Consider the following 26,061-nt stretch of genomic DNA (forward strand, 5'->3'; position numbering starts at 1 on the left):
GATGACGAGGGCCGCCCCACGGGAGCGGCCCTGCAACGTAAGCGTTTGCGGTCGGTTATTTGTCCTCGAGATAGCGAGAGAGGAACTCGCGGGTGCGCTGGTGTTTGGGATTGCCGAAGAGCTCGGCCGGTGCCGCATCCTCGAGCACCACGCCCTTGTCCATAAAGACCACGCGATCGGACACCGTGCGGGCAAAGGCCATCTCGTGCGTGACGACGACCATGGTCATGCCATCGGCAGCGAGCTTGCGCATGACCTCGAGCACCTCTCCCACGATCTCGGGGTCGAGTGCGGAGGTCGGCTCGTCGAACAGCATGATCTGCGGATTCATGCACAGGGCACGGGCGATGGCCACGCGCTGTTTTTGACCACCGGACAGGCGGCCCACGGCGGCGTGCGCGAACTTTTCGAGCCCCACGCTCGTCAGATGCTCCATCGCGACTTTCTCGGCCTCGGTCTTGCTCATCTTTTTGAGCGTGACGGGCGCGAGCGTGCAGTTGTCGAGCACATCCATGTTGTTGAATAGGTTGAAGCCCTGGAACACCATGCCGATGTCCTCGCGCAGCTTATTGATGTTGCAGCGCTCGGCCGTGAGGTCCTGGCCATGGAACCAGATATGGCCCGCGTCCGGGGTCTCGAGCAGGTTGAGGCAGCGCAGGAAGGTCGACTTACCCGAGCCCGAGGCGCCGATGATGGTGACGACCTCGCCGGGATTAACGGACAGGTCGATGCCCTTGAGCACCTCGAGCGAGCCGAAGCTCTTGCGCAGGCCCTCGACGCGGATAAGCGGCTCATTTGTCTGTGCGGCGGCCGCAACGCCGGTAGTGGCGGTATCTGCCATGATGATTCTCCTCGTCTTGAGCCTAGTTGGAGCTGGGCAGCGTTGCCGGGGCCTCGGCGCCGAGCTTTTTGCCAAAGGCCTCGAGCAGGCGACTCGCCACGAGCGTCAGGATCAGGTAGACCACGAGAGCCACGCAGTAGACCTCCATCTGGCGGTAGTACACGCCGGCGACGGTGGTGGTGGCGTACATGAGGTCAAACACGCCGATGACCGAAAGCACCGACGAATCCTTGATGTTGATGATGAGCTCGTTGGTGAGCGCCGGAATCGCGTTTTTAATGCCCTGGGGGAACACGACCTTGCGCATGGCCTGCCACTGCGACAGACCCAGCGAGCGCGCCGCCTCGGCCTGGCCGGGATCGATGGACTCGATGCCGCCACGCAGGACCTCCATCATGTAGGCGGTGGAGTTGAGCGAGATGGTGACGAGGCCGGCAGTGAAGGTACTCCAAATCTGGTTGGCCTGGGCGGTCTCGAAGCCCATGCCGCGCAAAACGGTGAAGCCCGCGTAATAGATGAGCAGGCCCTGGACCATCATGGGCGTGCCGCGCACGATGGTGGAGTAGATGGTCGCAAAGCCGCGGCCGATACTCTTAAAGAAGCGTACCAGGTCGTTGTCCACGCGGTCGAACGTCTGAATGCGCAGGAACACAAAGAGCAGCGCCAGGAAAAAGGCGATGACGGTACCGAAGGTCGCAAGTGCGATGGTGATCTCGATGCCGCGGATAAAGAAGTCGCCGCTCTTGTAGGTCATGTAGACCAGGCTCGACAAAAAGTCGCTGGGGTTGGAGTCCGAGACAATGCTCACCCGCACCAGGTCGATAAATGACATGACGCAGCGGTCGACAAAGAAGATCACCGCAATAGCAACGACGACATAGCTGCCCAGGCGCGCGCCGCGACGGAAGCGCTCGGAAGCAAACGGCGACGTTTCGCGATAGTCGTTCCAGTGCATGAGTTTGGTGACCAGCGCCGCCGCCGACACGACGAGCCAGGCCCAAAGGATTGCCCAGAGGCAGTCTTGGAACACGCCCGTAGGCGCCAAGAAGCTCAGCGGCGTAGGATTGCGTTGGCTAAACGCCAGGCCGAGCGCCGCGATAACGCTCGTGCCCAGGTACACATAACGGTGGTCGGCCTTGATAAAGGAGGCCAGACGATTGATGGTTTTCATGCTGCCTCCCTATGCCGGCTGACGGTCGAGGCACGCGTCCCACATTTGGTCGCGCTCCTCTTGGCTGACGCCCTTGAGCGTCTTATCGATAAGTTTGAGCAGCTTGTCCGAGCCCTTGCGGCAGCCGACGTTTGCCGCGACCTCCTGCTTAAAGCCCTCGCCCTCCGCAAAGCGAATAGGCACGATGCCCGGGTTTTGAGCCATATAACCCTTCTCGTTTTCGGTGTTGTAGGTCACGGCGTCGCAGGTGCCCTGCAGCAGGTTCGAGAACACCGTGGGCACCGAATCGACCGGGTTTTTGTGCACAACGCCCGGGATTTCGTCGATGACGGTATCGAGCATGGTGTCCTTTTGGCCGAGCACCGTAGCGCCGCTAAAGTCGCTGAGCTTGGTCGCGTTTTGGTAGGGCGAGCCCTCTTTTACGAACAGGCCAAAGTAGCCAATGAAGTACGGATCGGAAAAGCCGACGGACTCCTCGCGCTCGGGCGTGGCGCTCATGCCAGCGATGATGAGGTCGATCTGGCCGTTGTTGAGCGAATCGATGAGGCCCGAGAAGCTCTGCTTGACGGCAACGGGCTCGCCGCCGAGGGCCTTGCAGACGATCTTTGCGATCTGAACATCGTAGCCATCGGCGTAAGCGCCCTGTACGTTGTCGATGGGGATGGTGTACTCGCTGGCCTCGGAAACCTGCCAGTTGTACGGGGCGTAGGCCGCCTCCATGCCGATGCGGATCTTGTCCTTGCCGATCACGGAATCGGACAGGTCGTCGCGACCGCCGCCCGTGGTGGGCTGGACCACCTTGAGCGTGGACGGGCGCTGGCAGCCGGCAAGCGCGCCGGCGACGACGGAAGCGCTCGCAGCGAGGGCGCTACCCAGGAAGATGCGACGACTGCACACCGGCTGGGCCTGCGCGCCGCATTGATGGGGAGAATGCATAATCTGCCTTCCCTGTTGAATCGTATGCTGACGACTTAACAGGATATACGCCAGCGACCAGCAGCGCAGCACAAGCTCGAAAAATTAATAGACACACGGTAGTCATTGGGAGCGTCGATGTTTTGGCAATGCCAGCGAGCGCCGCCCAGAGCGAACAAGTTGGCATGAAAAAGGCAAGGCATAGACCTTCTGGTCATGCCTTGCCTTTTGAATGACAAATTGTCGTTCTGGGTGGCGCGCAGCGTCGACCGGTCCGCCGTTCGTTAGAACGGCGGAACCCCTAGAGCAGGGTAACGCTAAAGGAGCGCTCGTCGGTGGCGCCGGGGGCCAAGACGATGGTGTTGACCTTGTGCTCAAAGACGTCGTCCTCGGTGTCCATGGTGGTGTGGCCGGTCCAGGGCTCGAGCGCCACAAACGGGGCGTCGTTGGCAGCAGACCACACGCCGATGTACTTAAAGCCCTCAAAGTCGATCTTGACGCCGTGACCCGACTTGCGACCGCGCAGCGTGAGCGTGGAGCCCGGGGTATCGGTGAACATGATGGCGTCGTTATCGAAGCTGCGGTGCGTGATGGGCAGCACGTCCGAGTTGTCAGGGGCCTTATAGCTGCCCTCGAACGTCATAAGGCCATCGGGCGTGATGACGGGGGCCTCGTTGGTCCAAGCCTCGGTAAACGCCAGCTCGTAATCATCAAACGTCTCGTCCTCAGCACCGGGGGCGGGCACGTTAAATGCGGGGTGGCCGCCCACCGAGAACGGCAGGTCCACGTCGCCGGTGTTGGTGACGATAAAGGTCTGCGTGAGCGTGGCGTCGCCGGTCAGGGCATAGGTCATGTTGAGCTTAAAGTGGAACGGGAAGGCCTTGAGCGACTCGGGCGTGTCGGTGATCTCGTACGTTACCGAGGAGCCGTCCTCCGAAACCTCGACCAGCTTGTGCTCGACAATGCGCGCGAGTCCGTGGCGCGGCATCTCGCAGGTGCCGGCCGCAGACGTTGCCGTGTTGTTGCGCAGCGAGCCCACAATGGGGAACAGGATGGGCGCGTGCTTGCCCCAAAAGGCGGGGTCGCCCTGCCACAGATACTCGTTGCCGTTGAGGGCAAGGCTCGTGAGCTGGGCGCCCATGGAATCGATGGCCGCGGTGAGGCCGCCGCGCTTGATGGTGGTGACGGTGGACATGCTACTTCCTCCAATAGTAAACAACGGTGTCGAGGGCTATTGTCCCACTCTTGGCGGCGGGACGGGACGGCAGGCGATTATTGAGTAGCCATAGCGGAATGAGCGGCAAACGCCTACTGGGTATCCACGTAAAGGTCGAACCCGCCCTGCGGCGTGGTGTCGACCGTATCGGGCGCCTGCGAGTTAAAGCTCACGGGGACCATGCGCTTTGAGGCACGGAAGCGCGTGCCGTCGGTGGCGACGGGCGGTTCATCGACCGTGAGCTCGTAGTCGCCAGGCTTGAGCTCGATGCCGTCACCAGCGGAATTGACGTATTGGTACTCGTCGACCGCTTGCCCCTTGAGTGTGCGGCCCACAATATGGACGAGCATCTGGCTGTCGCCGCGCGCGGTATCCCACGTCGCGCCGTCCTTGACCTCGACCGACACATGCACCGAGCGCGTGCGGCTGAGGGATTGTTCGAAGGACATCTCGGCCTTGGCGGCATCTTTGCGCTGCTGCTCAACGTGACCCCAGACGCTACCGATTGCCGAGCAGGCGATAACGCCGGCCATAAAGGCGATGAGGATGGGGCCGAGCGGGGAGCGGCGGCGCAGGTCTTCCTCGCGAGACAGGTCGGGGCGACGTGTGGGCGCGGGCGCCTGGGCACCCTGCGAGGGCACGTCGAGAATGCTGAAGGATGCCGTGCTGTCGGGGTCGATGGTGTGGCGCGGCTGCGGGGTCTTTGCCGGCGAGATCGACATGTCGGCTGGCTCGCCGAGCGTGGCCGTAGCATCGGCTTTGGCCTCGTCTGCCTCGGCCTGGGCCCAAGCTTGTTCGAAGGTCAGGGGCTCGACAGGGTCGAGGGCGGCGTCCGAGTCGGCGGCGACGTCGTTGCCAGTCTCGTCCTCGTCGATCGACACGTCACGCGGCGCAGGCTCGTCCCACTCCTCGTCCGGAGCCTCACCCTCGCTATACCACCATTCAAAGTTATCAATATCCATACGGGGCGCCCCTTAGGCCTCGCAAATAAACACTTGCTAGCCTTATACCCCCAGACGGCGCTGGAGCTCGCCGGTACAGACAGGAAAACCGTCACAACATTCGACGCTTTTCCTCGTTTTCGAGATTTTCGCCGAATGTTGTGACGGTTTGGGCGACTGGCCGGCAGCGCAATGTGACAAAGGGACTGCCCCTTTGTCACATTCTGTTAGAGTTGCAGGGATTGAATCCCGCTTATTCATGCGACATTGGAGTGACAACCTTGATCGCCGCAACCACGCCTAAAAGTAAGTCAACCGCCGCCGCGCTCTCCCCTGCGCGCACCAAGCTCTGCCTGGCGCTACTCGTGCTATTGGGATTCTCGCTCGGCTGCTCCGAGTTCGTGGTCATCGGCATCGAAAGCGACTTGGCGACGGAACTCGGCGTATCGCTTGCCACCGCAGGCCAACTTATTAGCGTGTTCGCACTGATCTACGCTATCTCGACGCCGGTGCTCGCGCTCAGCACGGGGCGTTTTCGCCGCTACCAGCTGCTCGTGTGCTACTGCATCGTCTTTGTGCTGGGCAATCTTGTCATGGCCCTGGCGCCCAGCTTTCAAGTGCTGTTTATCTCGCGCATTGTCCTGGGCTCCGTCTCGGGCGCACTGCTCGCCGTGGGTGTGACGTACATCCCCGAGCTGCTGTCCCCGCAGCAAACTTCGCTTGCCATCTCGGTGGTATATGGTGCGTTTTCCGTGGCAATGGTCTTTGTCACTTCGATTGGCAAGTTCGTGGCCGACACGCTCGACTGGCACGTGGCCATGTACGGCACGCTGACCTTTGCCGTTTTGATATGCGGAGCGCTCGTGGCGTTTATGCCGCGCGCCGGGCAAACCGACGAGCCTGCCACCTTTCGCGAGCAGGCGGGTCTGCTGCGCGAGCCGAGCATCATCACCGGCATGCTCATCTTTTTGTTTGGCGTAGGCTCGGTCTATGTGTTCTACGGCTACGTGACGCCTTATCTTGAGCAGGTGCTGGGTATGGGCACCGTTCAGGCGAGCACCACGCTTATGGCCTACGGCGTGTTCTGCCTGATCTCGAACATCCTGGGCGGATGGATCGATGCGCGCTTTGGCATGAAAGCGCTGCTTGTGACGTTTGTGTTGCAGGCTGCGGCGTTACTCGGGCTGTTTGCTGTGAGCGGCACCATGCCGCTCGCACTGGTCTTTGTCTTTAGCTTGGCGCTGCTCATGTACCTGTTCTCGGTGTCGTGCATCACGCACTTTATGGACGTGGCACGCAGCCGCCACCCCAAGTCGATGGTACTCGCAAGTTCGGTTGAGCCCATGGCGTTTAACGTCGGTATCTCGTTTGGCACCGCAGTGGGCGGCGCCGTGGTAAGTGGAGTTGGCATTTCCTACGTAGGCGCCGTGGGCGCTGCGTTCTCGCTTGTAGCCTGGGCACTCACACTGGTGACGATTAAGTTGGCTCGCTGGGAGCGCAAGCGGGCGAGAGCGTAGGCTTAGGCTTAGCTGCGATACTCGAGTTCGATGATGGCGATCGAAAGGAAACCGCATATGCAACGTGTACTGTTTATCTGCTACGGGAACATCTGCCGCTCGACGATGGCTGAGTCGGTGTTTACCGAGCTCGTGCGCCGCGCTGGGCGCGAGGCGGAGTTTGTCATCGATTCCGCAGCGACCTCAACCGAGGAGATCGGCAACCCACCGCATCATGGCACGGTCGCCAAGCTGCGCGAAGTCGGAATTCCCGTCGTTGCCCACCGCGCGCGCCAGGTGCGTCGCGCGGAGTATGGCGACTGGGATCACATTGTCTATATGGATGCTGAGAACGCGCGCGGCCTGCGTCGCATCTTTGGCGACGACCCCGACGACAAGATTACGCGCTTGCTCAATTGGACCGAGCGCCCCGGCGACGTGGCCGATCCCTGGTACACCGGCAACTTCGATGCCACCTACCGCGATGTGCTCGCCGGCTGCACCGCTATGCTCGAGCAGTTATAGGCAAGCGAGCACGCGGACGCACGTGCCACGCCATCGGCATAAAACGAGCGTGGATGATCTCCCACTTTGAGCGTTCAAGCGCGCTCTAAACGGGAGAAAATCCACGCTCGTTATTATTGAGGGAGAAAAACCTCGCTCGATTGATTCGCTCGATTACTCGTCGACAACCTCGGCAAGCCAGACGTTCAACGTTTCGACCTCGGGGCAGCAGAACTTTGCCGTACCGGGCTCGTTGCCAGGCACGGTTCCGCCATAGCGCAGGATATCGATATAGGGAAAGCCCACATGGCAGGCCATGGCGCACATCTTGCCGCGGTCGCGGTCGAAGTCGAAGACGTCACCCGGCTTGTGCCCGTGATGGCAGCGGCACGTCCCCAGCTGGTCCACGCAGCTCACGCGGATACGCGGCCGCTTGCCACGCGGCGCGCCGAGCGGCTTGTTCTCGCCCGCAGGCTTGACGCCGCCCTCGCCAGCATTACTCATGGTCAATCACATCCAGGCAGGCCTCGATGGGCAGGCCGGCAGACTTATCCTCCTGCGCAGCATTGCGCTCGATAAGCTCGGCCACCACGCGCATGGCATCGGCCGTGGCGCGCTGAAGCGTCCAACCGGCCATAACGCGGCCGACGAGCACCGCCGAGAACGTGTCGCCCGTGCCCGGGAAATAGACCGGAATGAGCTCAAAGGGAATCGTAAAGTACTCCCCCGCCACATGGTCGTAACCGATAACCGCGTTCGTGCCATTGACCACGGCGCTCGTAATGACCACCGACTTGGCACCCAGCTCGCGCACGGCGTCCACAAGAGCGCGGGCCTCGTCGGGTGTAATTTGCTCGGCAATAGGCGTATCGGTGAGCAGACAGGCCTCGGTGTAGTTGGGAACCGCATAGTCGGCGCACTCGAGCAGGTGCCTCATGAGACCGATCGTGGACTCGGGCACGCCCGCATAGAGCTTGCCGTTGTCGCCCATGATGGGGTCGACGAACACCTTGGTGCCCTTTTGCGCGCGGCGGTGGCAAAAGTCCGAAATGATGCGCGTCTCTTCCTCGGTCACGATAAAGCCGGTGGAGATGGCGTCGAATTCAAAGCCGAGCTCCTCCCAGATGGCAAGGCTCTGGCGCACGTACTCCGTGGTGTCGTGGATGTAGAACTTGGGATAGTTGAGCGTATCGGACACGAGGGCCGTCGGCAGGTTGTGAATACGGTAGCCCATGTGCGACAGCACCGGTAGCATGGCGGAAAGCGCGACCTTGCCGTAGCCGCACATATCGTTGATCAGCAGCAGCTGAGTGTTCTTCATGAGAGTCCCCCTTGGGTCGGGCATGGCGCGGCGGCGCCACCGTGCGACTAAGTGTAGCGCAGGGAGGATTGCCGGCGAACGCCAGCACTGCGAAGAGCGCATTGTTGCCGAAAGGTTTCGAAAATGCAGCGTCAGCCGGTTACGGCGTTTGGGAAAACGCCGTAACTAATTACTTTGGTACCTTGACAATTATTTCTTGCGCTCCTAAATTAGTTAGGTACGAAACAGTCCCACTACCTAACTAAAGAAAGGAGCAGCACGAATCCATGTGCGATGAAACCATCACCCTTCGCCCGCACGAACCCGGCGGCGACCCGGCGGAGCCGGCAGACGCACCCGAGGCGTTCAACGAAGACGACCGGCTAGCCAAGCACATCCTCAATAACCTTGGCTTTTGCGGCCATCACTTGCACTTTCACGGTGGAGGTGTGTCCGGCAAGGCACCCATCATCTGCCTGCTCGCCAAACAGCCCGGCGGCGAGATGTCGCAGCAAGAGCTCGGCATGCACTTTGACCTTAAGCCGGGATCGCTTTCCGAAATCCTATCCAAACTCGAGGTCAACGGTCTTATCGAGCGCAGCCGCAATCCCAAGGATCGGCGACAGCTCACCATCCACCTGACCGAGATCGGCTGGAAAAAGGCCCGCATCGATCAGGCAGCCCGCATCCATTTTAGGGAGCAGGCATTTAGTGCACTCACGCCCGATGAGCGTAAGAACCTCGCCGATATGCTCGATAAAATCCGCGAAACCTGGGAGGGATTGGATGATTAAAACCCTTATGGGCAGCATCCGCGATTACAAGAAGGTCACGATCGCCACGCCGCTTTTGGTGCTCGGCGAGGTAATCTGCGAGATGATGATCCCGTTTATCACTGCCAACTTGATCGACGCCATCAAAGACGGCGCCACCGTGGCCGAGATACTTCCCACTTCGGGCGTCCTCGTGCTCATCGCGTTGATATCGCTCGCCTTTGGTGCGGCAGCCGGCGTCACCTGTAGCCACGCAAGCTGCGGTTTTGCCAAAAACCTGCGTCAGGATCTGTTCTACAAGATCCAGACGTTCAGCTTTGCGAACATCGACGAGTTCTCGAGCTCCTCGCTCGTCACCCGCCTCACCACCGACATCAACAACGTGCAGCAGGCCTTTATGATGCTCATCCGCATCGCCGTGCGCTCGCCACTGGTGCTGGTCTTCGCCTTCGTCATGGCTTACGCCATGGGCGGCAGCGTCTCGTTTGTCTACCTGGCCATGATTCCACTGCTGGGCTTTGGCCTGTTCTTTATTATCTACAAGGTACGTCCGATCTTTGCCCGCGTGTTCCACAAGTACGACGCCCTTAACGAATCCGTCGAGGAAAACGTCACCGGCATGCGCGTGGTCAAGAGCTATGTGCGCCAGGACTACGAGAAGGAAAAGTTCGCGACCGCTGCGCACGACGTACAGATGGACTTCACCCGCGCCGAGAAGCTCCTTGCCTTTAACAACCCCATGATGAACATCTGCGTCAACGGCGCGTTCGTCGTCATCATCTACTTGGGCTCCAAGCTCATCATCACGAGCCAAGGCACGCTGTTCGACGTGGGCCAGCTGTCCTCGACCTTTACCTACGGCTTCCAGATTCTGATGAGCCTGATGCAGCTGTCGATGATCTTTGTCATGGTGACCATGGCCGACGAATCGGCGCACCGTATTACCGAGGTGCTGGCCGCCGAGCCCACGATCACCGATCCCGCCGAGCCCGTGCACGAGGTGGCCGACGGCTCCATCGACTTCGACCACGTGAGCTTTAAGTATTCCGAGCATGCGAAGCGCCAGGCGCTCGACGACATCGACCTGCACATTAAGAGCGGCGAGACGATCGGCATCATCGGCGGCACCGGCTCGGCCAAGTCCACGTTGGTAAACCTCATCGCCCGCCTATATGACGCCACCGAGGGCACCGTGCGCGTGGGCGGCGTGGACGTGCGCGATTACGACCTGGACGCGCTGCGCCACCAGGTCGCCATGGTGCTGCAGAAAAACGTGCTGTTTAGCGGCACGATCGCCGAGAACCTGCGCTGGGGCGATCCGAACGCCACCGACGAGGAGGTCCGCGAGGCCGCGCACCTGGCCTGCGCCGACGAGTTTGTCGACGGCTTCCCCAAGGGCTACGACACCTGGATTGAGCAGGGCGGTTCCAACGTCTCTGGTGGCCAGAAGCAGCGCCTGTGCATCGCCCGCGCTCTGCTGCGTCGCCCCAGGATCTTGATTCTTGACGACTCCACCAGCGCCGTCGACACCAAGACCGACGCCAAGATTCGCGCAGGACTGGCAAGCTACCTGCCCAACACGACCAAGCTCATCATTGCCCAGCGCATCAGCTCGGTGCAGGATGCAGACCGCATCATCGTCATGGAGGGTGGCCGCATCGCGCAGATCGGCAACCATGACGAGCTGCTCCAGACGAGCGAGATCTACCGCGAGACCTTTACCTCGCAAAACAAGATGTCTGCCGAGGGCGAGGACGCCGGCGACGTTTCCGGCGATACGACCACGGCGGCAGACAACACCGACACGACCGCAACGCAAGCTCAGACCCAGGAAGGAGGCGAGGCACATGAGTAAGGCAACGACCGCCGAGCGCGCGCTCAACCGCAAGGGCGGCACCCTGCCGCGCCTCATCAAGACGCTCTTTGGCTTCTATCCCGTGCTTTTGCCCCTCGTTGCCGCCGGCGTGGTGCTCTGCGCCATCATCAACGCCATCGGCCCGATGTTCCTTCAAAGTGCCCTGCAGATTATTAGCGAATCGTGGCAGTCGGGTGATTGGGAAGCCGCGCGCCCGCAGATCCTACAGCTCGTCACGACGCTCGCCTGCATCTACGGCGTCGGCGTCCTGTCCTCGCTCTTCTGGAACCGCGCCATGGCCATCATCACGCAGGGCTCGCTCGAGAAGCTGCGCGAGATGATGTTCAACCGTATGCAGGACCTGCCGATCCGCTACTTCGACACGCATCAGCGCGGCGACATCATGAGCCACTACACCAACGATATCGACACGCTGCGCCAGATGATCAGCCAGTCGCTGCCCAACCTGCTTTTGACGGTCATCATCATCTGCTCGGTGTTCTTTATCATGCTGTACTACAGCGTGTGGATGTGCCTGGTCATTGTGGCAGGCGTCACCTTTATGACCTTTATGACCAAGCTCCTCGGCTCCAACTCCGCGCGGTTCTTTATCGCGCAGCAGACCGAACTCGGCGTGGTCGAGGGCCACATCGAGGAGGTTATGAACGGCCAGAAAGTCGTCAAGGCGTTCTGCCACGAATCTGCCGCCGAGGCCGATTTCGATGAGCGCAACGAGAAACTCTTCGAAGTCTCGCAGAAGGCCAACATGTACGCCAACATCCTCATGCCCATCCTTATGAACCTGGGCAACCTGCTCTACGTGCTGGTCGCACTGGCCGGCGGCATTTTCTTGGCGCTGGGCGTGCCCAACCTGAGCATCTCGGGCATGGGCCTGTCCATTGCCGTCGTGGTGCCGTTCCTTAACATGACCAGGCAGTTCTGCGGGCAGATCGGCCAGATCTCGCAGCAGATCAACGCCGTGGTCATGGGCCTTGCCGGCGCCGACCGCATCTTTGAGCTCATCGACGAGGAGCCCGAGGCCGACGAGGGCTACGTGACGCTCGTCAACGCGCAGGTGAACCCCGAGACCTGGGAGCTCGAGGAAGCCGACCACCACACCGGCATGTGGGCGTGGAAGCATCCGCACCGCGCAACCGGCGAGATTGAGTACGTGCCGCTGCGTGGCGACCTGGTCATGGACAACGTCGACTTTGGCTACACGCCCGACCACGAGGTGCTGCACGGCGTGTCCGTATTTGCCAAGCCGGGCCAGAAGGTCGCGTTTGTCGGCGCCACCGGTGCCGGCAAGACGACCATCACCAACCTCATCAACCGCTTCTATGACATCGCCGACGGCAAGATTCGCTACGACGGCATCAACGTCAACAAGATTCGCAAGTCCGACCTGCGCCGTTCGCTGGGCGTAGTGCTGCAGGATGTGAACCTGTTCACCGGCACCGTGATGGACAACATCCGCTACGGTAACCTGAATGCCACCGACGAGGAGTGCATCAAGGCCGCCAAGCTCGCCGGCGCGGACGACTTTATCACCCGCCTGCCCGACGGCTATGACACCATGCTCACCGGCAACGGCGCCCAGCTGTCGCAGGGCCAGCGCCAGCTGATTTCGATCGCGCGCGCCGCCGTCGCCGATCCGCCGGCGATGATTCTGGACGAGGCCACATCGAGCATCGATACCCGCACCGAGGCCATCGTGCAGGCAGGCATGGACAAGCTCATGGAGGGTCGCACGACGTTTGTCATCGCGCACCGCCTCTCTACCGTGCGCAACTCCGATGCGATCATCTGCCTGGACCACGGCCGCATCATCGAGCGTGGCAACCACGACGAGCTGATCGCCAAGCGCGGGTATTACTACCAGCTCTATACCGGAGCGTTTGAGCTGGAGTAGGACCGGTTACTGACGGAGGGTGCCCCGGGGGCGGCGGGGCACTCTCCTACGCGCAATCAGCCCGTCGTTTAGAACGGAATAAAAGTTAGTGAGGCCCTGGCCGGTTGGCCAGGGCCTCTTTTTACGGGCTTACCGTTCCTCGCGTTGCGGCACGGCCGCCTCGGCTGTCTTCACGCGGTTCTTGTCGATGTACATGTTTTTGTCGGCCTGGGAAAAGAGCTCGCGCATCGTAGGCGGTTCATCAAAATCACTGGAAAGCGCGTAGCCCACCGCATAGCTAATAGGCATGTCGGGGTGAGCCTCGGAATACTCGTTCACGTTCGCACGGACCCGAGCGAGACGGGACTCCACGGCAGCTCGATCGGCATCCCACAGCACCGCGATAAACTCATCGCCGCCGTCGCGGCCCACAAAGCAGGCCTCGGACGCCACGCGCCCCAGCTGCTGGGCAAAAGAACGGATGTATTCGTCACCCTTCTCGTGGCCAAAGCGGTTATTGACCGTATGCAGATTATTTAGATCGAAGACACACAGCGCAACGGGCGCTTCAGCGGAAACGGGATGCTCCTGGCCCAAGATTTCCTCGCACTTGTTCTTGTTGGGCAGTCCCGTAGCTTCGTCGAGATAAACTTTGCTCTGCAGCTCGCGATTGAGCGCGGCAGTGCGTACCGCGCGAACAAGTTCGACCGCAAAGGTCGTCACCAAGCCACGATGTCGATGATCACCAAGCCCTCGAGATAGTTGAGCGCCGACGCCTTCTCCTGAGAGTAGTCCTCTGCGAGTCGCGTAGCATCGTCGCAAATGCCAAAGAACTCCTCGCTCATGGAGATGATGTCGGTGTTCTCGTAGCCGACTTCGCGCACGCGGATAATCTCGGCGCAAAGCTTATCAAAATAGTTTGCAAGCTCGGTCATCTTTGTCTGATACTCATCGTCGTCGAGACGGACGAGGTTAAGGTCGTCACTTCCGTAACGCAAACCGTTAATGTATGAATCCACGGCTTTGAGCAGGTCATCTTGAGGTTGGCCCGCGTCCTCGAGCTTAACGATTCGCTGCGTGGTGCCGCGCACCAGACCGGCGTAGTTGACCACGCGCGCCGTGCCCTGGATATCGGAGACGAGCAGCATAACATTGATGAAGAAGAAGATGAGAACTGCCGTGAGCACCATCATGAGCAGGCGCACCGCCTGGCTGGCCTTCTTGGCGACAGAAGTATTCACAAGTTTACTCCCCTAAATGGCAAAAGTGCAGGTAGCACACAGTGTGCTGAAATTCACGTGAGGTCAACTCTACCAGATGATTTTTCTAGGACGGGGATTAAAGAATCATCGACACGATAGCTATTTGAGAAGTTGGGCCATGGCGTTGACGAATTTTTGGACTTGGAGGGTGGGCTCAAGCGGGTAGTGCAAATAGACCGGCACCTCGCGGCCGCATAGGAACGGTACGCCCACAAAGGCCGGGTGCACGCCCGACCACGCTCCGCAGGTGAGCACCGCATCGCCCTTTTCCTCCGCCTCGTTAAAGAGCGCAAAGTCGAAGCTATCCACGTCGATCACGTCCACACCGCCGTCGGCCAACAGGTCGATGCGCAGGCTGTCCATAGCGTCGTTGCCGTGACGGAGCACGCGCAGGCGCATGCCCTCCAGGTCGGCAACCGTGATGCGCGTCTTGCGCGCAAGCGGGCTCGTGCGCGGCACATCAATATAAAACGGTACGTTGACGATAAGGAGCTTTTGGCAGGCGTCGCCCCAGCGCGGGGTCGAAAAACTCGACTGCACTACATCGACCTCGTGGCCCAAGCTGCGCATGACGGCCTCGCGCTCGTCATAGAGGTCGCTTACCGGCACGATCTCAAAGCGCAGCGACGGTTCCAGATCGTGGATGCCCGACCACATCGACAGCGTCTGGCGCCCCGGGCACATCATCGACACGCCCAGGCGTACGGCACCGCCATCGCCCGCCGCGCGTCGGGCACGGCGCAGCGCGTCCTCGGACTGCCGCATGATTGAGCGCGCGTCGTCCACCAGCAGTGCGCCGGCCGGCGTCACCTTGACGCCCGAGTGCGAGCGTTCGAACAGCGTGATGCCGAACTCGGCCTCGAAACCCGACACCTGCTTGACGAGCGCCGGGGTCGACACGCGTAATTTTGCCGCCGCACGCGAGAAACTTCCCAGCTCCGCGGCGGCCGATATGGCCTCAAGTCGTCGATCGTACACGTCAATCTCCCGTTTTCGCGCCTGTGGCCACATGGTGCCGCAGGGGGTTGTTTTCGCAGGTCACGCACTCAATTGAACATGAACCGCATTACATGGCGTAAACCTGCGGTTAACGCCATTCTAACAAATATGCAATTCACCTGCGTAAATGCAAAGCATACGATAACCAGCGAAAACCACGTGGGTCGATTAATGGGAGCGACCCACAGGAGGCACAAGAAGGGAAGTTCCTATGAGCAATTGGCTTAAGCTCGAGGGCGATGTCTGCGCCGTTACCGGCGCACTCGGCGGTATGGGCGTCGAGATTTGCCGCGAGTTCGCCCGCAACGGCGCCAACGTCGTCCTGCTCGATCTGGACGAGGAGAAGGTCAAGGCCGCGGCCGCCGACCTCGCCGCCGAGTTTGGCATCCACGCCGAGGGCTACAAGATGAACGCCACCGACGAGGCCGAGGTTCAGGCCGCCGTCGATGCCACCATCGCCGACTTCGGCCGCGTCGACGTCCTCGTCAATACCGCCGGCATCCTGCGCTTCGCAGCCATGGAGGACCTGCCGCTGAGCGACTGGGAGCAGGTGCTCAACGTCAACCTCACCGGTTACTTCATCACCTCGCAGCGCTTTGGTCGCGAGATGATCAAGGCCGGGAAGGGCCGCCTGGTGCACATCTCGACCGTCGCCAGCCACTCCCCCGAGACGTTCTCGGGCGTGTACAGCTCCACCAAGGCCGGCGTCAACATGATGTCCAAGATGCTAGCCGCCGAGTGGGGTCCCTACGGCGTCCGCTCCAACTGCGTCGAGCCCTGCTTTGTCAAGACCCCCATGTCGGCGAGCTTTTACGCCGACCCCGAGGTCGAAAAGAGCCGCAGCCGCCTGATCGCCACGCGCCGCATCGGCGAGGTCAGCGATATCGTCAACGCCGTCATGTTCCTGGCGTCCAAGCGCTCGGACTTTACCACCGGTGACGCGATCAAGGTCGATGGAGGCTTCTCCAATATGATGGGCGACCTCACCGCCAAGCCCGGCGGCCGTCGAGCCTTTGCCGACAACTACCTCAAGAACAAGGGCGTCGAGCTTTGGTCCGACGAGTCCGGCGTCGCAAAGCCGACTGACCAGTAAACCAGCCTGACAGGGAGGCCCCGCGGACGTACCCGCCCCTCCCTGCGCATCGATTAGAAAGAGTCCAATGGCTTCCACCAACTCCAACAAGGGTCGCGCCGTCGTGCTTTCCGCCGCGTGCGTCACCATGTTCTTCATCAGCTCCATCGCGCTGTATTCCGTCGTGAGCAAGAACCTGCTCGCCGTCTACCCCGAGTGGTCCAGCGCTCTTACCTGGGCTTTCCCGGTCTTTCAGACCATCATGGCCGTGACGGGCATCTTCGCCGGCCGCATCTCCGATAAGATCGGCCCCCGCAACGTCGTGATCGCCGCCGCTGTGTGCTACGGCCTGGGCTGGTTCATGTCCGGCACCGTCACCGAACCGTGGCAGTTCTACCTGTGGTTTTCGCTCGTCGCCGCCATCGGCAACGGCCTGGGCTACAACCCCGCGCTCACCACGGGCCAAAAGTGGTTCATCGACAAGAAGGGCCTGGCCTCCGGCATCACCCTGGCCGCTTCGACCGCCGGCCCCGCCGTGCTGTCCCCGGTGCTCGCCTCGCTGCTCATCCCGAGCCTGGGCATCTTTGGCGCCCTTAAGGCGCTCGGCGTTATCTTCTTTGTGATGATCGCCGCCTCCGCCCTGTTCCTGAAGGCCCCCGAGGCCGGTTGGCTGCCCGAGGGTTTTGAGGCCCCCAAGGGTGGCGCACATGCCGGCACCTTCGGCGACCTCACCCCGGGCGAGATGGTCAAGACCCCGCGCTTCTGGGTCCTCATCATCACCTTCGCCTTTGCCGCCACCGCGGGCACCCTGCTCGTGGGCAAGGTTGCCTCCATCGCCGCCGTCCAGCTCTTCGCCGACCCCACGAGCGCCGCGGCCGTCGCCCTCGGCGGCGTGGTCGTCTCCGTCAACACCTGCGCCAACCTGGTCGGCCGCCTGTCCTTTGGTCAGATCATCGACAAGCTCGGCGCCTATAAGTCGCTGCTCATCAGCCTTGTCGTGACCATCGTCGCGCTCGTCATCATGTCGATGAGCTTTACGCAGAGCATGTTCTTTGTGGCGCTCGCCCTGCTCGGCTTTAGCTTTGGCGCCCTGCTCGTCATCTACCCGCCGCTCACCGGTGGCGCCTTCGGCACCAGCAACATCGGCGTCAACTACGGCATCATGTTCTTGGGCTACGCCGCTTCTACCTGGATTAGCCAGCCCATCACCGCCGTGCTGTATCACGCCGAGGCCGGCAGCGCCGCCTACCAGCAGTCCTTCTACGGCGCCATCGTGATCGCCGCCATCGCCGTCGTGCTCACCGTCTACATGATGGTCTCCGACAGCAAGAAGAAGTCCGCCTAGTTCTACCGATGTGGCAAAGGGACAGTCCCTTTGCCACATTCCACCGGTCACCAGTATTAAGGAGTCGAAATGTCTGAGCTCAACCCCGTCCGCATTGCCGTTATCGGCGCCGGCGCCATGGGCCGCAACCACATCCGCTTTGTCACCGAGGAGCCCGAGGCCGAGCTCGTCGCCATCGCCGACGCCTTTGAGGGCGCCCGCGCCACGGCCGAGGCCGCCGGCGTGCCGTTTTACACCGATCCCGCTCAGATGATGGACGAGGTCAAGCCCGAGGCCGTCATCATCGCCACGCCCAACGACCTGCACCTGGGCGTTGCCCGCGAGGCTGTGAAGCGCAACATCGTGCCGCTGGTCGAAAAGCCGATCTCCAACGATCTCGAGGATGCCCAGGCCTTCGCCGCCGAGGCCGAGACCGCCGGCGTGCCCGTGCTCGTGGGTCAGCACCGTCGCCACAACCCCTTCGTCAACAAGGCCAAGGAGATCATCGAGTCCGGCGAGCTGGGCAAGCTCACCGTGTCGAGCTTCCACTACATGATCTATAAGAATGACGAGTACTTCGATGTCGAGTGGCGCCGCAAGAAGGGTGCCGGCCCGATTCTGGTCAACCTGGTGCACGACGTCGACCTGCTCCGTTACCTGCTGGGCGAGCCCGTTGCCGTCCAGGGTATGCAGTCCAGCGCCGCCCGCGGTTTTGAGACCGAGGACTCCGCCGTGGTCAACGTCCGTTTTGCCGATGGCGCGCTCGCGAGCATGACCATCTCCGACGCCACCGCCAGCCCCTGGAACTGGGAGGCGACCGCCCGCGAGGACCCGCAGTACCGCCCCTTCGACGCCGATGCCTACTTCATCGGCGGCACTAAAGGCGCCCTGTCGCTGCCCCGCCTGCACCAGTTCTCCTACGACGGCGCCTCCAACTGGCACAAGCCGCTGCAGATGGAGATCCCGGCCGTGGACCCGGCGCTGCCGCACAAGATGCAGCTCAAGCACTTTGTGAAGGTTGTCCGCCGCGAGGTCGAGCCCGTCGTGACCCCCGCCGATAACGTCAAGACGCTCACGCTTCTCAACGCCATCAAGGAGGCCGCCGAGACCGGCCAGCTCGTCGAGCTGTAATGCCCCAGGGCGGATCGCGGCAAACCCCCTACCGAGTCCCTCGGTCTGCCCTCGACAAGCCCCTCTTCTTTGCCCCGCGAGCAGCCTCCTGCCCACGGGGCTTTTTGCTACTTCGCTGACGATTTTTCTGAGACGGGGGCCTTTTGCACCTCAGCTTGATTCGTTCGCCACGAAATGGGCCTATCTACTACGTTTAACCGATCACCCTCAACCATGCCAAATTTCGCGAAATAAAAACCGCAGGTAAACAGCTTGCCGATTTTCGGTAAAACCAGGCACGGTCGACCCATACGGTTCAAACGTAGTAGATGGGTCGTTTTCGTGGCGCGGCTCCAAAACAGTCTTTTGGGACGGGTGGTATCCTTGGTAGCCCTGTGCCGCAAACGCACCTTAAACGCAAGGAGTCCCATGGATCTTATCGCCCAGCTCGCCCGCGAGCTCAACCTTAAGGTCGCCAACGTCGAGGCGGCCGTCAAGCTCATCGACGAGGGCAACACCATCCCCTTTATCTCGCGCTACCGCAAGGAAGCCACGGGCGGCATGGACGACGTCGCCCTGCGCGCACTCGACGAACGCCTGTCCTACCTGCGCAATCTTGAGCAGCGCAAAGAGGACGTCATCCTGCTCATCGATGCCCAGGGCAAACTCACGCCCGAGCTCGAACAGCAGATTCGCGAGGCCACGCAGCTCCAGCGTGTCGAGGACCTCTACAAACCCTACCGCAAAAAGCGCATGACCCGCGCGCAGAAGGCCCGAGAGGCGGGCCTGGAGCCGCTCGCCAATATGATCATTATGCAGGCCTCGGCCAAGGGCAGCGCGCTCGACGCCGCCGCAGCCTACGTCAACGAGGAGGCCGGCTTCGACACGCCCGAGAAGGCGCTCGCCGGCGCCGCCGACATCGTGGCCGAAACGGTGGCCGAGGACCCCGAGAACGTCGCCGACCTGCGCGCCTTTACGCAAAACACCGCCGACATCGTCGTCGAGGCCACCGACCCCGCCGAGAAGACCCCCTACGAGCCGTACTACAGCTATGATGAGCCGCTGCGCCGTATACCCAACCACCGCGTGCTGGCTATCGACCGCGGTGAGCGCGAGGGCAAGCTCCGCGTGCGCGTGAACGTCGACGGCGCCGCCGCCACGGCGCGCCTCGGCAGCCGCTGGCCCCGTCGCCAAGGCGTCTTCGCTCCCGTCTTTGACGCCGCCATCGCCGACGGCTACAAACGCCTTATGGCCCCCTCGTTGGAGCGCGAGGCCCGCGCCAAGCTCACCGTCCGCGCCCAGACCGAGGCCATCAACGTCTTTGCCAAGAATCTCGAGGGCCTGCTCTCGGCCCGCCCCGTCCGCGGCGCCCGCGTGCTCGCACTCGACCCGGGCTACCGCACCGGCTGCAAGGTCGCCGTCATGGACGAGACCGGCAAGCTACTCGACCACGGCGTGGTCTATCCCACCAAGCCGCGCCACGACGTCGCCGGCACCAAGTGCGAGCTCGCCCGCCTCGTCAAGAAGGACGACGTCAACACCATCGTCATTGGCAACGGCACCGCCAGCCGCGAGACCGAGGAAGTCGTCTCCGAATTCATCGCCGAGCAGGCGCCTGGACTGCGATACACCATCGTCAACGAGGCCGGCGCATCGGTGTACTCCGCCTCCGAGCTCGCCAGCCAGGAATATCCCGACCTGGACGTCACCGTGCGCGGCGCCATGAGTCTGGGCCGCCGTCTGCAGGACCCGCTGGCAGAGCTCGTCAAGATTCCGCCCCAGTCCATCGGCGTTGGCCAGTACCAACACGACCTTGACCAGGCCGAGCTTTCGCGCACCCTGGGCCACGTGGTGGAAGACGTCGTCAACCGCGTGGGCGTCGACGTCAACACCGCAAGCGCGAGCCTGCTGGGATACGTATCGGGCATTACGCCGAGCGTGGCCAAAAACATCGTGGCATACCGCGAGGAAAACGGCGCCTTTACCGATCGCCGCCAGCTCAAGAAGGTCCCCAAGCTGGGACCCAAGGCATATCTCAACGCTGCGGGCTTCCTGCGCATCAGCGGCGGCAAGAACCCGCTCGACGCAACAAGCGTCCACCCCGAGAGCTACGAGGTGGCCACGGCCGTCCTAGAATGCGCCGGCGTTAAAGCAAGCGAGCTCAGCCGCGGCGGCGTGCCCGACATCGAGCGCCGCCTGGGCAGCATCTCGGCGCTGGCAAGCGACCTGAACTGCGGCACCCTCACGCTCATCGACATCGTCAACGAGCTCAAGAAGCCCGGCCGCGACCCGCGCGACGACGCGCCCGAGGTGGTCTTTAGCCGCTCAGCACTTTCCATCGACGACCTGGAACCCGGCATGGAGCTCAAGGGCACGGTGCGCAACGTCGTCGACTTTGGCGCCTTCGTCGACGTGGGCGTGCACCAGGACGGCCTCGTGCACATCTCCAAGCTGGCCAACCGCTTTGTCAAGCACCCGAGCGACGTGGTGCGCGTCGGCGACACGGTCAAGGTATGGGTCGAGAAGGTCGATCGCGACCGCAAGAAGATCTCCCTCACCATGGTGCAGGGGAAATAAACCGCCAAAGCAAGGGTACCCCCTGTAGCAGCGTGCAAAATCGCGAGTATTCTGCAATTTCCGCCGCTCCGAACGCCCCTCAGAGGCAATAAAGTCACAAACAGCCCCCGTTTTAGCGTCGTCAGAGCCAAAACGGGGGCTGTTCCGTGCTTCAACCAGCAAGGTAAAAGCCTTTACCTTGCTGAATACTCTCAATTTTGCACGTCGCAGGCGGGGGTACCTTTGCCTACGGCAGGATATGGAAGCCGAGTGCTAACTTGCCGGCAAGCTCGTGTCGGCAGCCCCGGCCTTTCCTTTGCCTAGCGCGGCCCTCGCGAAGCGCGTGAGCGATAGGGAAAGGAAAGGCCGGGGCGAACAACCCGCGGCGCAGCCAGTGTTCGCGTTACGGCAAGATATGGAAGCCCAAAGCGGCGATATCCTTGGCAAAGCCACGCACGGTATCGAGCGAGACCTCGTACGGATCGCGACCGATGTTCTTGCGCTTGGCCAGGATGCCGTTGGGCACCGTGATGATCTGGCAACCGCAGGCCTGCGCCTGGTAAATGTTGATGAGCTCGCGCGTGGATGCCCACAGGACCTCGCAGCTGGGCTTGGCGGCGGCCTTCTTGACCGACTCCGTCATAAACGGAATGGGGTCGACACCGGTATCGGCGATACGGCCGGCAAAAAGCGAGATGATGGACGGCGTTTCGGCGTCAACGGCCTCGACCATCTCGTCGACCTGCGCGGGCGTAAAGATGGTGGTGACGTTGACCTTGATGCCGTCGGTGGAAAGCTTGCGCACCAGCTCGGCCGTGGACTCGCCCTTGGTGGTCACGCACGGAATCTTGACGTAGACGTTCTCGGCCCAGGTAGCGATCTCGCGGGCCTCGACCTCCATGGTCTCGACGTCGTCGGCAAAGACCTCAAACGAGACGGACACATCGGTGATGTGGGTCAGGACCTCCTTGGCAAACGCGCGGTAATCCGTCACGCCGCCCTTCTTCATAAGGGACGGGTTGGTCGTGAAACCCTGAACGTTGCCGTTCTCGTACATGTCGAGCATGCCCTCGAGGTTTGCACCGTCAGCGAACACCTTGATTGCCATCTGCCTGATTCCTTTCGCTTGCACACGGCCGGTAAACTGCTAAACACTTTACCTACGTTTATCAAGGCGTGAACTGCGGTTTTTTATCTTCTCGGCGAACGGTATAAACACCTCAGTATTTGGATTGATAAATCGATTGAGCATGCAAAAGCAAAGAGTCGCAGTTTGAGCAAACGTCAGAAGGCGAGATTCATTAGATGAGGCCGAAATGTTGCATCGCTGTGACGGTGCCATCGTGTGCGACATCGTCGGTCACGTAGTCGGCGACTGCCTTGACCTCGGGCATGGCGTTGCCCATGGCTACAGCCGTCTCGACGGCGGCGAGCATACCCAGATCGTTGCCGGAATCGCCAAAGCCAAAGGTGCGCGCGTTGCCGGTGCGACCCAGGTATTCCAGCGCTCGCGCCACGCCCACGCCCTTGTCGATGCCCTTGGGGCTCAGCTCGCGATTCTGACCACCGGTGTTGCACAGCTCAAACTCGCGCTCGATAAAGCCGTCATCGTTGGCTACGCGAGCCAGGTCGTACGCGTTAATGCGCACCTTGCCTACGCGCAAGCGGCCATCGATGCGCATCTGATCGGTGCCATGCACCACGCCGGCGCCTAGCAGAAATGACTGTTCGACACCAACTGGCTCAAGTGAATAGGTGGCACCGTTCGTCTCGAACAATGCCTCGCCGCCCGCCACAGTAATGCGACGCGCGAGCTCCTCAACAATGTCCTCGTCAATGCAGTCCTCGTGTGCCACGCGGCCCTCGACCTCGAGCGTGGCCCCCGCCATGGCAACGATACCCGCCGGGTTCAGCGCGCGCAGGCCATCGGCAATCAGCCACAAGGGGCGACCCGTGCAGATAAATGCCTGGTGACCCGCATTGCGCAGGCGACCAAATGCATCGACAACGGCCTTCGACGGATGGATTGCATTGAAGTCCTTATCGGTCATATCGTCGGGATCGAACGACGTCAGCGTGCCGTCCACGTCAAAAAAGAGCACAGCGGGTTCGGGACACGCATCAATCATATGGGTTCCTTTCGAGGATAAGGGCAAACGAAGCATCCATCATATAATGGAGCGACGCAACCAGAGAGGTCACCCATGGAATTTTACGCAAGCTGCCCCGAGGGCTTTGAGTCCGCACTCGCCGATGAGCTTAAACGCCTCGGGCTTTCGCATGTCCGCCGCCTGAAGGGCCGCGCTACATTTGAGGGCGAGCTCGAAGAAGGCTACCGCGCCTGCCTGTGGTCGCGCCTGGCCAGCCGCGTGTTTGTGGTGCTCGGGCGCTTTGGGGCACAGGATGCCGATGAGTTGTACGACAGCGTTTACGACATCGCCTGGGAGACCATCATCCGCCCCGGCGCCACCATCGCCATTACCGCCCGCGGCGTGACCGAGCAGCTGCGCAACACGCGCTTCTCGGCCCTGCGTGCCAAAGACGCGCTGTGCGACCGCCTGGCCGAGACCACGGGACGTCGCGCCGATGTCGATGCCGCCGACCCCGATGTTCACCTACTGCTTTCGCTGCGCCAGCGCCGCGCGAGCATAAGCCTAGACCTTTCGGGCGACCCGCTGTTCAAACGCCTGCCGCCCGCTGCGACTCGTGCCGGCGAGGGCGCACACGTGTTGCGCCCCGACTACGCCGCCCTGGTGCTGGCGCAGGTCGGCTGGACCGCACTATGCGAGCGCGAGCTGACGGCCGACGATTACGAGAACGAAGCCCTTCCCACGCTGATCGATGCCTCGTGCGCCGGCGGCGGCCTGCTGCTGGAGGCCGTGAACATTCTGACCGACCGCGCCCCGGGCGTCGCACGCGAGCGCTGGGGCTTTGAGGGCTGGCAGCTGCACGATGCCGCCCTGTGGGAGCAGCTGCTTGCCGAGGCGCGCGGGCGCGAGGCGGCGGCGCGCGAACGCCAGGCGCGCATCGTTGCCGTAGACATTGACCCTGCCGCCCGCAAGACCGCTGAGCGCATGGTCAAGTGTGCCGGCTACAAGCGCTTTGTCGATTTTTGCGCCGCCAAGTCCGCCACCGTGCTGGACCACGCAGGTGCCGTTGCCGGTGCCGCCCTGGTCGCGGACACGACCGAGACCCCGCTTTCGCTCATGCACGATGCCATGACGCTGGTCGGCGAGCTGCGCCGCGCGCCCGAGCTCGCTTCGGCACCGGTCGCCGCACTCACCCGCGATGGCCTTATGGCCCGTGCGCTCCATGCCGAGCCCGAGCGCTCGATCGCCGTCATGCCCAATAACGAGGAGGCGGCTCTTGAGGTTTGGCCCTCGCTCGATCATGCTGCCGCGGCATTCGAAGCTGCGACCAGCGCAGATGCCGAGGAGCAGACCGCAGATGCCCAAGGCGAAGCCGCCAACACCCCCATGCCCGAACCCGCCGCCACGCTCGATCTGGGCGACGGCAAGCCGCTGCCCGTGCTCATCCCCGAGTCTGAGCAGTTCGCCAACCGCCTGCGCAAGAACGCCCGCCTGCGTCGCAAATGGGCAAAGCGCGAGGGCGTGAGCTGCTACCGCGTCTACGATGCCGACCTGCCCGACTACTCCGCCGCCATCGACCTGTACGAGGGCTGCCCGCAGACGCCGGGCCGCTGGCTCGTCATCGCCGAATACGCCGCACCCAAGACCATCGATCCTGCGCTGGCCCAGGCCCGCATGCTCGACATCTTGGCCATCGCGCCGCGCATCCTGGATGTTCCGGCCGAGCACGTGCACGCCAAGGCCCGCATGCGTTCGCGCGGCGGCTCGCAGTACGGCAAGCAGGGCGCCGGCAAGGGCGGCCCGGGCGAGCGCGCCAACATCGCGCGCCGTCGCCTGCCGCTCATCGAGGAGGGCGGCCTTACCTTTGCCGTCAACTTTGACGACTATCTGGACGTGGGCATCTTCTTGGACCACCGCGTCACCCGCAACCTAGTGCGCGAGCACGCCAAGCAGGCGCGCCGCTTCCTCAACCTGTTTGCCTACACCGGCACTGCCACCTGCTATGCGGCAGACGGCGGCGTCGAGGAGACCGTGACGGTCGACCTCTCGAACACCTATCTGGACTGGGCCGAGCGCAATATGCGTCAGAACGGCTTTGTGGGCCCGCAGCATCACTTTGTGCGCGACGACGTGCTCGCCTGGATTCGCGACCAGCGTCAGACGCGCAACCGCTGGGACCTGATCTTTGTCGACCCGCCCACGTTTTCGAACTCGTCCAAGATGGGCCGCCGTACCTGGGATGTCCAGCGCGACCATGTTGAGCTTTTGGCCGGCGTGTCGCGCCTGCTCGCACAGGGCGGTCATGCCATCTTTAGCTGCAATCTGCGCGGCTTCCGCCCCGAGACGCGCAAGCTCGCGCGCGCGGGCGTTGTGCTGGAGGACATTACGGCGCAGACCATCCCCGAGGACTTCGCACGCAACCAAAAGGTGCACCATTGCTATATCGTGCGCCGCCTGCCCATCGAGGACGCCATGGCCGAAGCCGGCTTTAGCGCCGAGGAGATTACCGAGCGAACCGAGGAACTGCGCAACCCCGACGCCCGCAAGCCTCGTGCAACGGCGCCCGCGCACGCGCAGGCCGGAGACCGAGGGCCGCGCGGCGACGGCAAGCCCGCCTGCGCAGGTAAGCCCAAAAAGAAGAAGTTCTACGCCAGCAAGCCCAAGGGCAAATAACAAAGTTGCGGTGGAATACGGACTGTTTTGCCTGGAATTAGGCAAATTTAGACCGTATTTCAACGCAATTCA

Annotated in this window: 22 protein-coding genes; 10 read left to right on the forward strand and 12 right to left on the reverse strand. The window is 62.1% G+C overall.

Going from position 1 to position 26,061, the window contains the following annotated elements; all coding sequences use genetic code 11:
• Window positions 1–55 precede the first annotated feature (55 nt).
• From DWZ52_RS04605 to DWZ52_RS04625, 5 genes are all read right to left on the reverse strand, one after another.
• Window positions 56–841: an amino acid ABC transporter ATP-binding protein gene (locus DWZ52_RS04605; RefSeq protein ID WP_118385002.1), complete on the reverse strand. Its 786-nt coding sequence runs from the start codon at window positions 839–841 to the stop codon at window positions 56–58.
• 22 nt (window positions 842–863) lie between these two features.
• Window positions 864–2,012, reverse strand: coding sequence for an amino acid ABC transporter permease (locus DWZ52_RS04610; RefSeq protein ID WP_118385003.1), 1,149 nt, complete (start codon window positions 2,010–2,012; stop codon window positions 864–866).
• A gap of 9 nt (window positions 2,013–2,021) precedes the next feature.
• Window positions 2,022–2,948, reverse strand: coding sequence for a transporter substrate-binding domain-containing protein (locus tag DWZ52_RS04615; RefSeq protein WP_118385004.1), 927 nt, complete (start codon window positions 2,946–2,948; stop codon window positions 2,022–2,024).
• 280 nt (window positions 2,949–3,228) lie between these two features.
• Window positions 3,229–4,122 carry an aldose 1-epimerase family protein gene (locus DWZ52_RS04620; RefSeq protein WP_118385005.1) on the reverse strand — a complete coding sequence of 298 codons (894 nt, stop codon included), beginning with the start codon at window positions 4,120–4,122 and terminating at the stop codon, window positions 3,229–3,231.
• 113 nt (window positions 4,123–4,235) lie between these two features.
• Window positions 4,236–5,105: a hypothetical protein gene (locus DWZ52_RS04625; RefSeq protein WP_118385006.1), complete on the reverse strand. Its 870-nt coding sequence runs from the start codon at window positions 5,103–5,105 to the stop codon at window positions 4,236–4,238.
• 251 nt (window positions 5,106–5,356) lie between these two features.
• On the opposite strand from DWZ52_RS04625, the gene DWZ52_RS04630 reads away from it, so the two are divergent.
• Both DWZ52_RS04630 and DWZ52_RS04635 read left to right on the forward strand, forming a co-directional pair.
• Window positions 5,357–6,601, forward strand: a complete 1,245-nt coding sequence (locus DWZ52_RS04630; protein ID WP_233547265.1) for an MFS transporter — start codon at window positions 5,357–5,359, stop codon at window positions 6,599–6,601.
• 57 nt (window positions 6,602–6,658) lie between these two features.
• Entirely contained in the window at window positions 6,659–7,105 is a 447-nt protein-coding gene (locus DWZ52_RS04635; protein WP_199579127.1) for a low molecular weight protein-tyrosine-phosphatase, read from the forward strand.
• 153 nt (window positions 7,106–7,258) lie between these two features.
• Here the strand turns inward: DWZ52_RS04635 and DWZ52_RS04640 are convergent, their stop codons facing one another.
• Entirely contained in the window at window positions 7,259–7,588 is a 330-nt protein-coding gene (locus DWZ52_RS04640; RefSeq protein WP_118385008.1) for a TIGR04076 family protein, read from the reverse strand.
• The gene (locus tag DWZ52_RS04645; RefSeq protein ID WP_118385009.1) at window positions 7,581–8,405 is read right to left on the reverse strand and encodes a PfkB family carbohydrate kinase; all 825 of its coding nucleotides are present in this window, start codon (window positions 8,403–8,405) and stop codon (window positions 7,581–7,583) included. The genes DWZ52_RS04640 and DWZ52_RS04645 overlap by 8 nt, the downstream gene beginning before the upstream one ends.
• A gap of 266 nt (window positions 8,406–8,671) precedes the next feature.
• On the opposite strand from DWZ52_RS04645, the gene DWZ52_RS04650 reads away from it, so the two are divergent.
• From DWZ52_RS04650 to DWZ52_RS04660, 3 genes are read left to right on the forward strand one after another with little or no spacing between them, the layout of a single operon-like run.
• Window positions 8,672–9,178, forward strand: a complete 507-nt coding sequence (locus DWZ52_RS04650; protein ID WP_117757484.1) for a MarR family winged helix-turn-helix transcriptional regulator — start codon at window positions 8,672–8,674, stop codon at window positions 9,176–9,178.
• Window positions 9,171–11,012: an ABC transporter ATP-binding protein gene (locus tag DWZ52_RS04655; protein WP_118385010.1), complete on the forward strand. Its 1,842-nt coding sequence runs from the start codon at window positions 9,171–9,173 to the stop codon at window positions 11,010–11,012. Before DWZ52_RS04650 ends, DWZ52_RS04655 begins: the two co-directional genes overlap by 8 nt.
• Entirely contained in the window at window positions 11,005–12,924 is a 1,920-nt protein-coding gene (locus DWZ52_RS04660) for an ABC transporter ATP-binding protein (RefSeq protein WP_118385011.1), read from the forward strand. Before DWZ52_RS04655 ends, DWZ52_RS04660 begins: the two co-directional genes overlap by 8 nt.
• 129 nt (window positions 12,925–13,053) lie before the next feature.
• Here DWZ52_RS04660 and DWZ52_RS10010 read toward each other — a convergent pair whose 3' ends face one another.
• The 3 genes from DWZ52_RS10010 to DWZ52_RS04670 all read right to left on the reverse strand — a co-directional run bounded on the left by DWZ52_RS10010 (window position 13,054) and on the right by DWZ52_RS04670 (window position 15,143).
• Entirely contained in the window at window positions 13,054–13,626 is a 573-nt protein-coding gene (locus DWZ52_RS10010; protein WP_199579130.1) for a GGDEF domain-containing protein, read from the reverse strand.
• Window positions 13,623–14,144: a hypothetical protein gene (locus DWZ52_RS10015; protein WP_199579133.1), complete on the reverse strand. Its 522-nt coding sequence runs from the start codon at window positions 14,142–14,144 to the stop codon at window positions 13,623–13,625. The genes DWZ52_RS10010 and DWZ52_RS10015 overlap by 4 nt, the downstream gene beginning before the upstream one ends.
• 120 nt (window positions 14,145–14,264) lie before the next feature.
• On the reverse strand, window positions 14,265–15,143 hold the full coding sequence (locus tag DWZ52_RS04670; RefSeq protein WP_233547266.1) for a LysR family transcriptional regulator: 879 nt from the start codon (window positions 15,141–15,143) through the stop codon (window positions 14,265–14,267).
• A 232-nt stretch (window positions 15,144–15,375) separates the two neighbouring features.
• On the opposite strand from DWZ52_RS04670, the gene DWZ52_RS04675 reads away from it, so the two are divergent.
• The 4 genes from DWZ52_RS04675 to DWZ52_RS04690 all read left to right on the forward strand — a co-directional run bounded on the left by DWZ52_RS04675 (window position 15,376) and on the right by DWZ52_RS04690 (window position 21,247).
• Window positions 15,376–16,257: an SDR family NAD(P)-dependent oxidoreductase gene (locus tag DWZ52_RS04675; protein WP_118385013.1), complete on the forward strand. Its 882-nt coding sequence runs from the start codon at window positions 15,376–15,378 to the stop codon at window positions 16,255–16,257.
• Between the two features lie 67 nt (window positions 16,258–16,324).
• The gene (locus DWZ52_RS04680; RefSeq protein WP_118385014.1) at window positions 16,325–17,581 is read left to right on the forward strand and encodes an MFS transporter; all 1,257 of its coding nucleotides are present in this window, start codon (window positions 16,325–16,327) and stop codon (window positions 17,579–17,581) included.
• A 69-nt stretch (window positions 17,582–17,650) separates the two neighbouring features.
• Entirely contained in the window at window positions 17,651–18,691 is a 1,041-nt protein-coding gene (locus DWZ52_RS04685) for a Gfo/Idh/MocA family protein (RefSeq protein ID WP_006235665.1), read from the forward strand.
• Window positions 18,692–19,099: 408 nt separating this feature from the next.
• On the forward strand, window positions 19,100–21,247 hold the full coding sequence (locus DWZ52_RS04690) for a Tex family protein (protein WP_118385015.1): 2,148 nt from the start codon (window positions 19,100–19,102) through the stop codon (window positions 21,245–21,247).
• A 382-nt stretch (window positions 21,248–21,629) separates the two neighbouring features.
• Here the strand turns inward: DWZ52_RS04690 and DWZ52_RS04695 are convergent, their stop codons facing one another.
• Both DWZ52_RS04695 and DWZ52_RS04700 read right to left on the reverse strand, forming a co-directional pair.
• Window positions 21,630–22,334 carry a transaldolase gene (locus DWZ52_RS04695; protein WP_197032190.1) on the reverse strand — a complete coding sequence of 235 codons (705 nt, stop codon included), beginning with the start codon at window positions 22,332–22,334 and terminating at the stop codon, window positions 21,630–21,632.
• A gap of 193 nt (window positions 22,335–22,527) precedes the next feature.
• Window positions 22,528–23,355 carry an HAD hydrolase family protein gene (locus DWZ52_RS04700; RefSeq protein ID WP_158572411.1) on the reverse strand — a complete coding sequence of 276 codons (828 nt, stop codon included), beginning with the start codon at window positions 23,353–23,355 and terminating at the stop codon, window positions 22,528–22,530.
• Window positions 23,356–23,430: 75 nt separating this feature from the next.
• Between DWZ52_RS04700 and rlmKL the strand changes: the two genes are divergently transcribed.
• Entirely contained in the window at window positions 23,431–25,989 is a 2,559-nt protein-coding gene (rlmKL, locus tag DWZ52_RS04705) for a bifunctional 23S rRNA (guanine(2069)-N(7))-methyltransferase RlmK/23S rRNA (guanine(2445)-N(2))-methyltransferase RlmL (protein ID WP_118385017.1), read from the forward strand.
• The last annotated feature ends 72 nt before the right edge of the window (window positions 25,990–26,061 follow it).

Origin of the sequence: Collinsella sp. AF33-16 (assembly GCF_003475325.1) — a bacterium.
Taxonomy (GTDB): Bacteria; Actinomycetota; Coriobacteriia; order Coriobacteriales; family Coriobacteriaceae; genus Collinsella.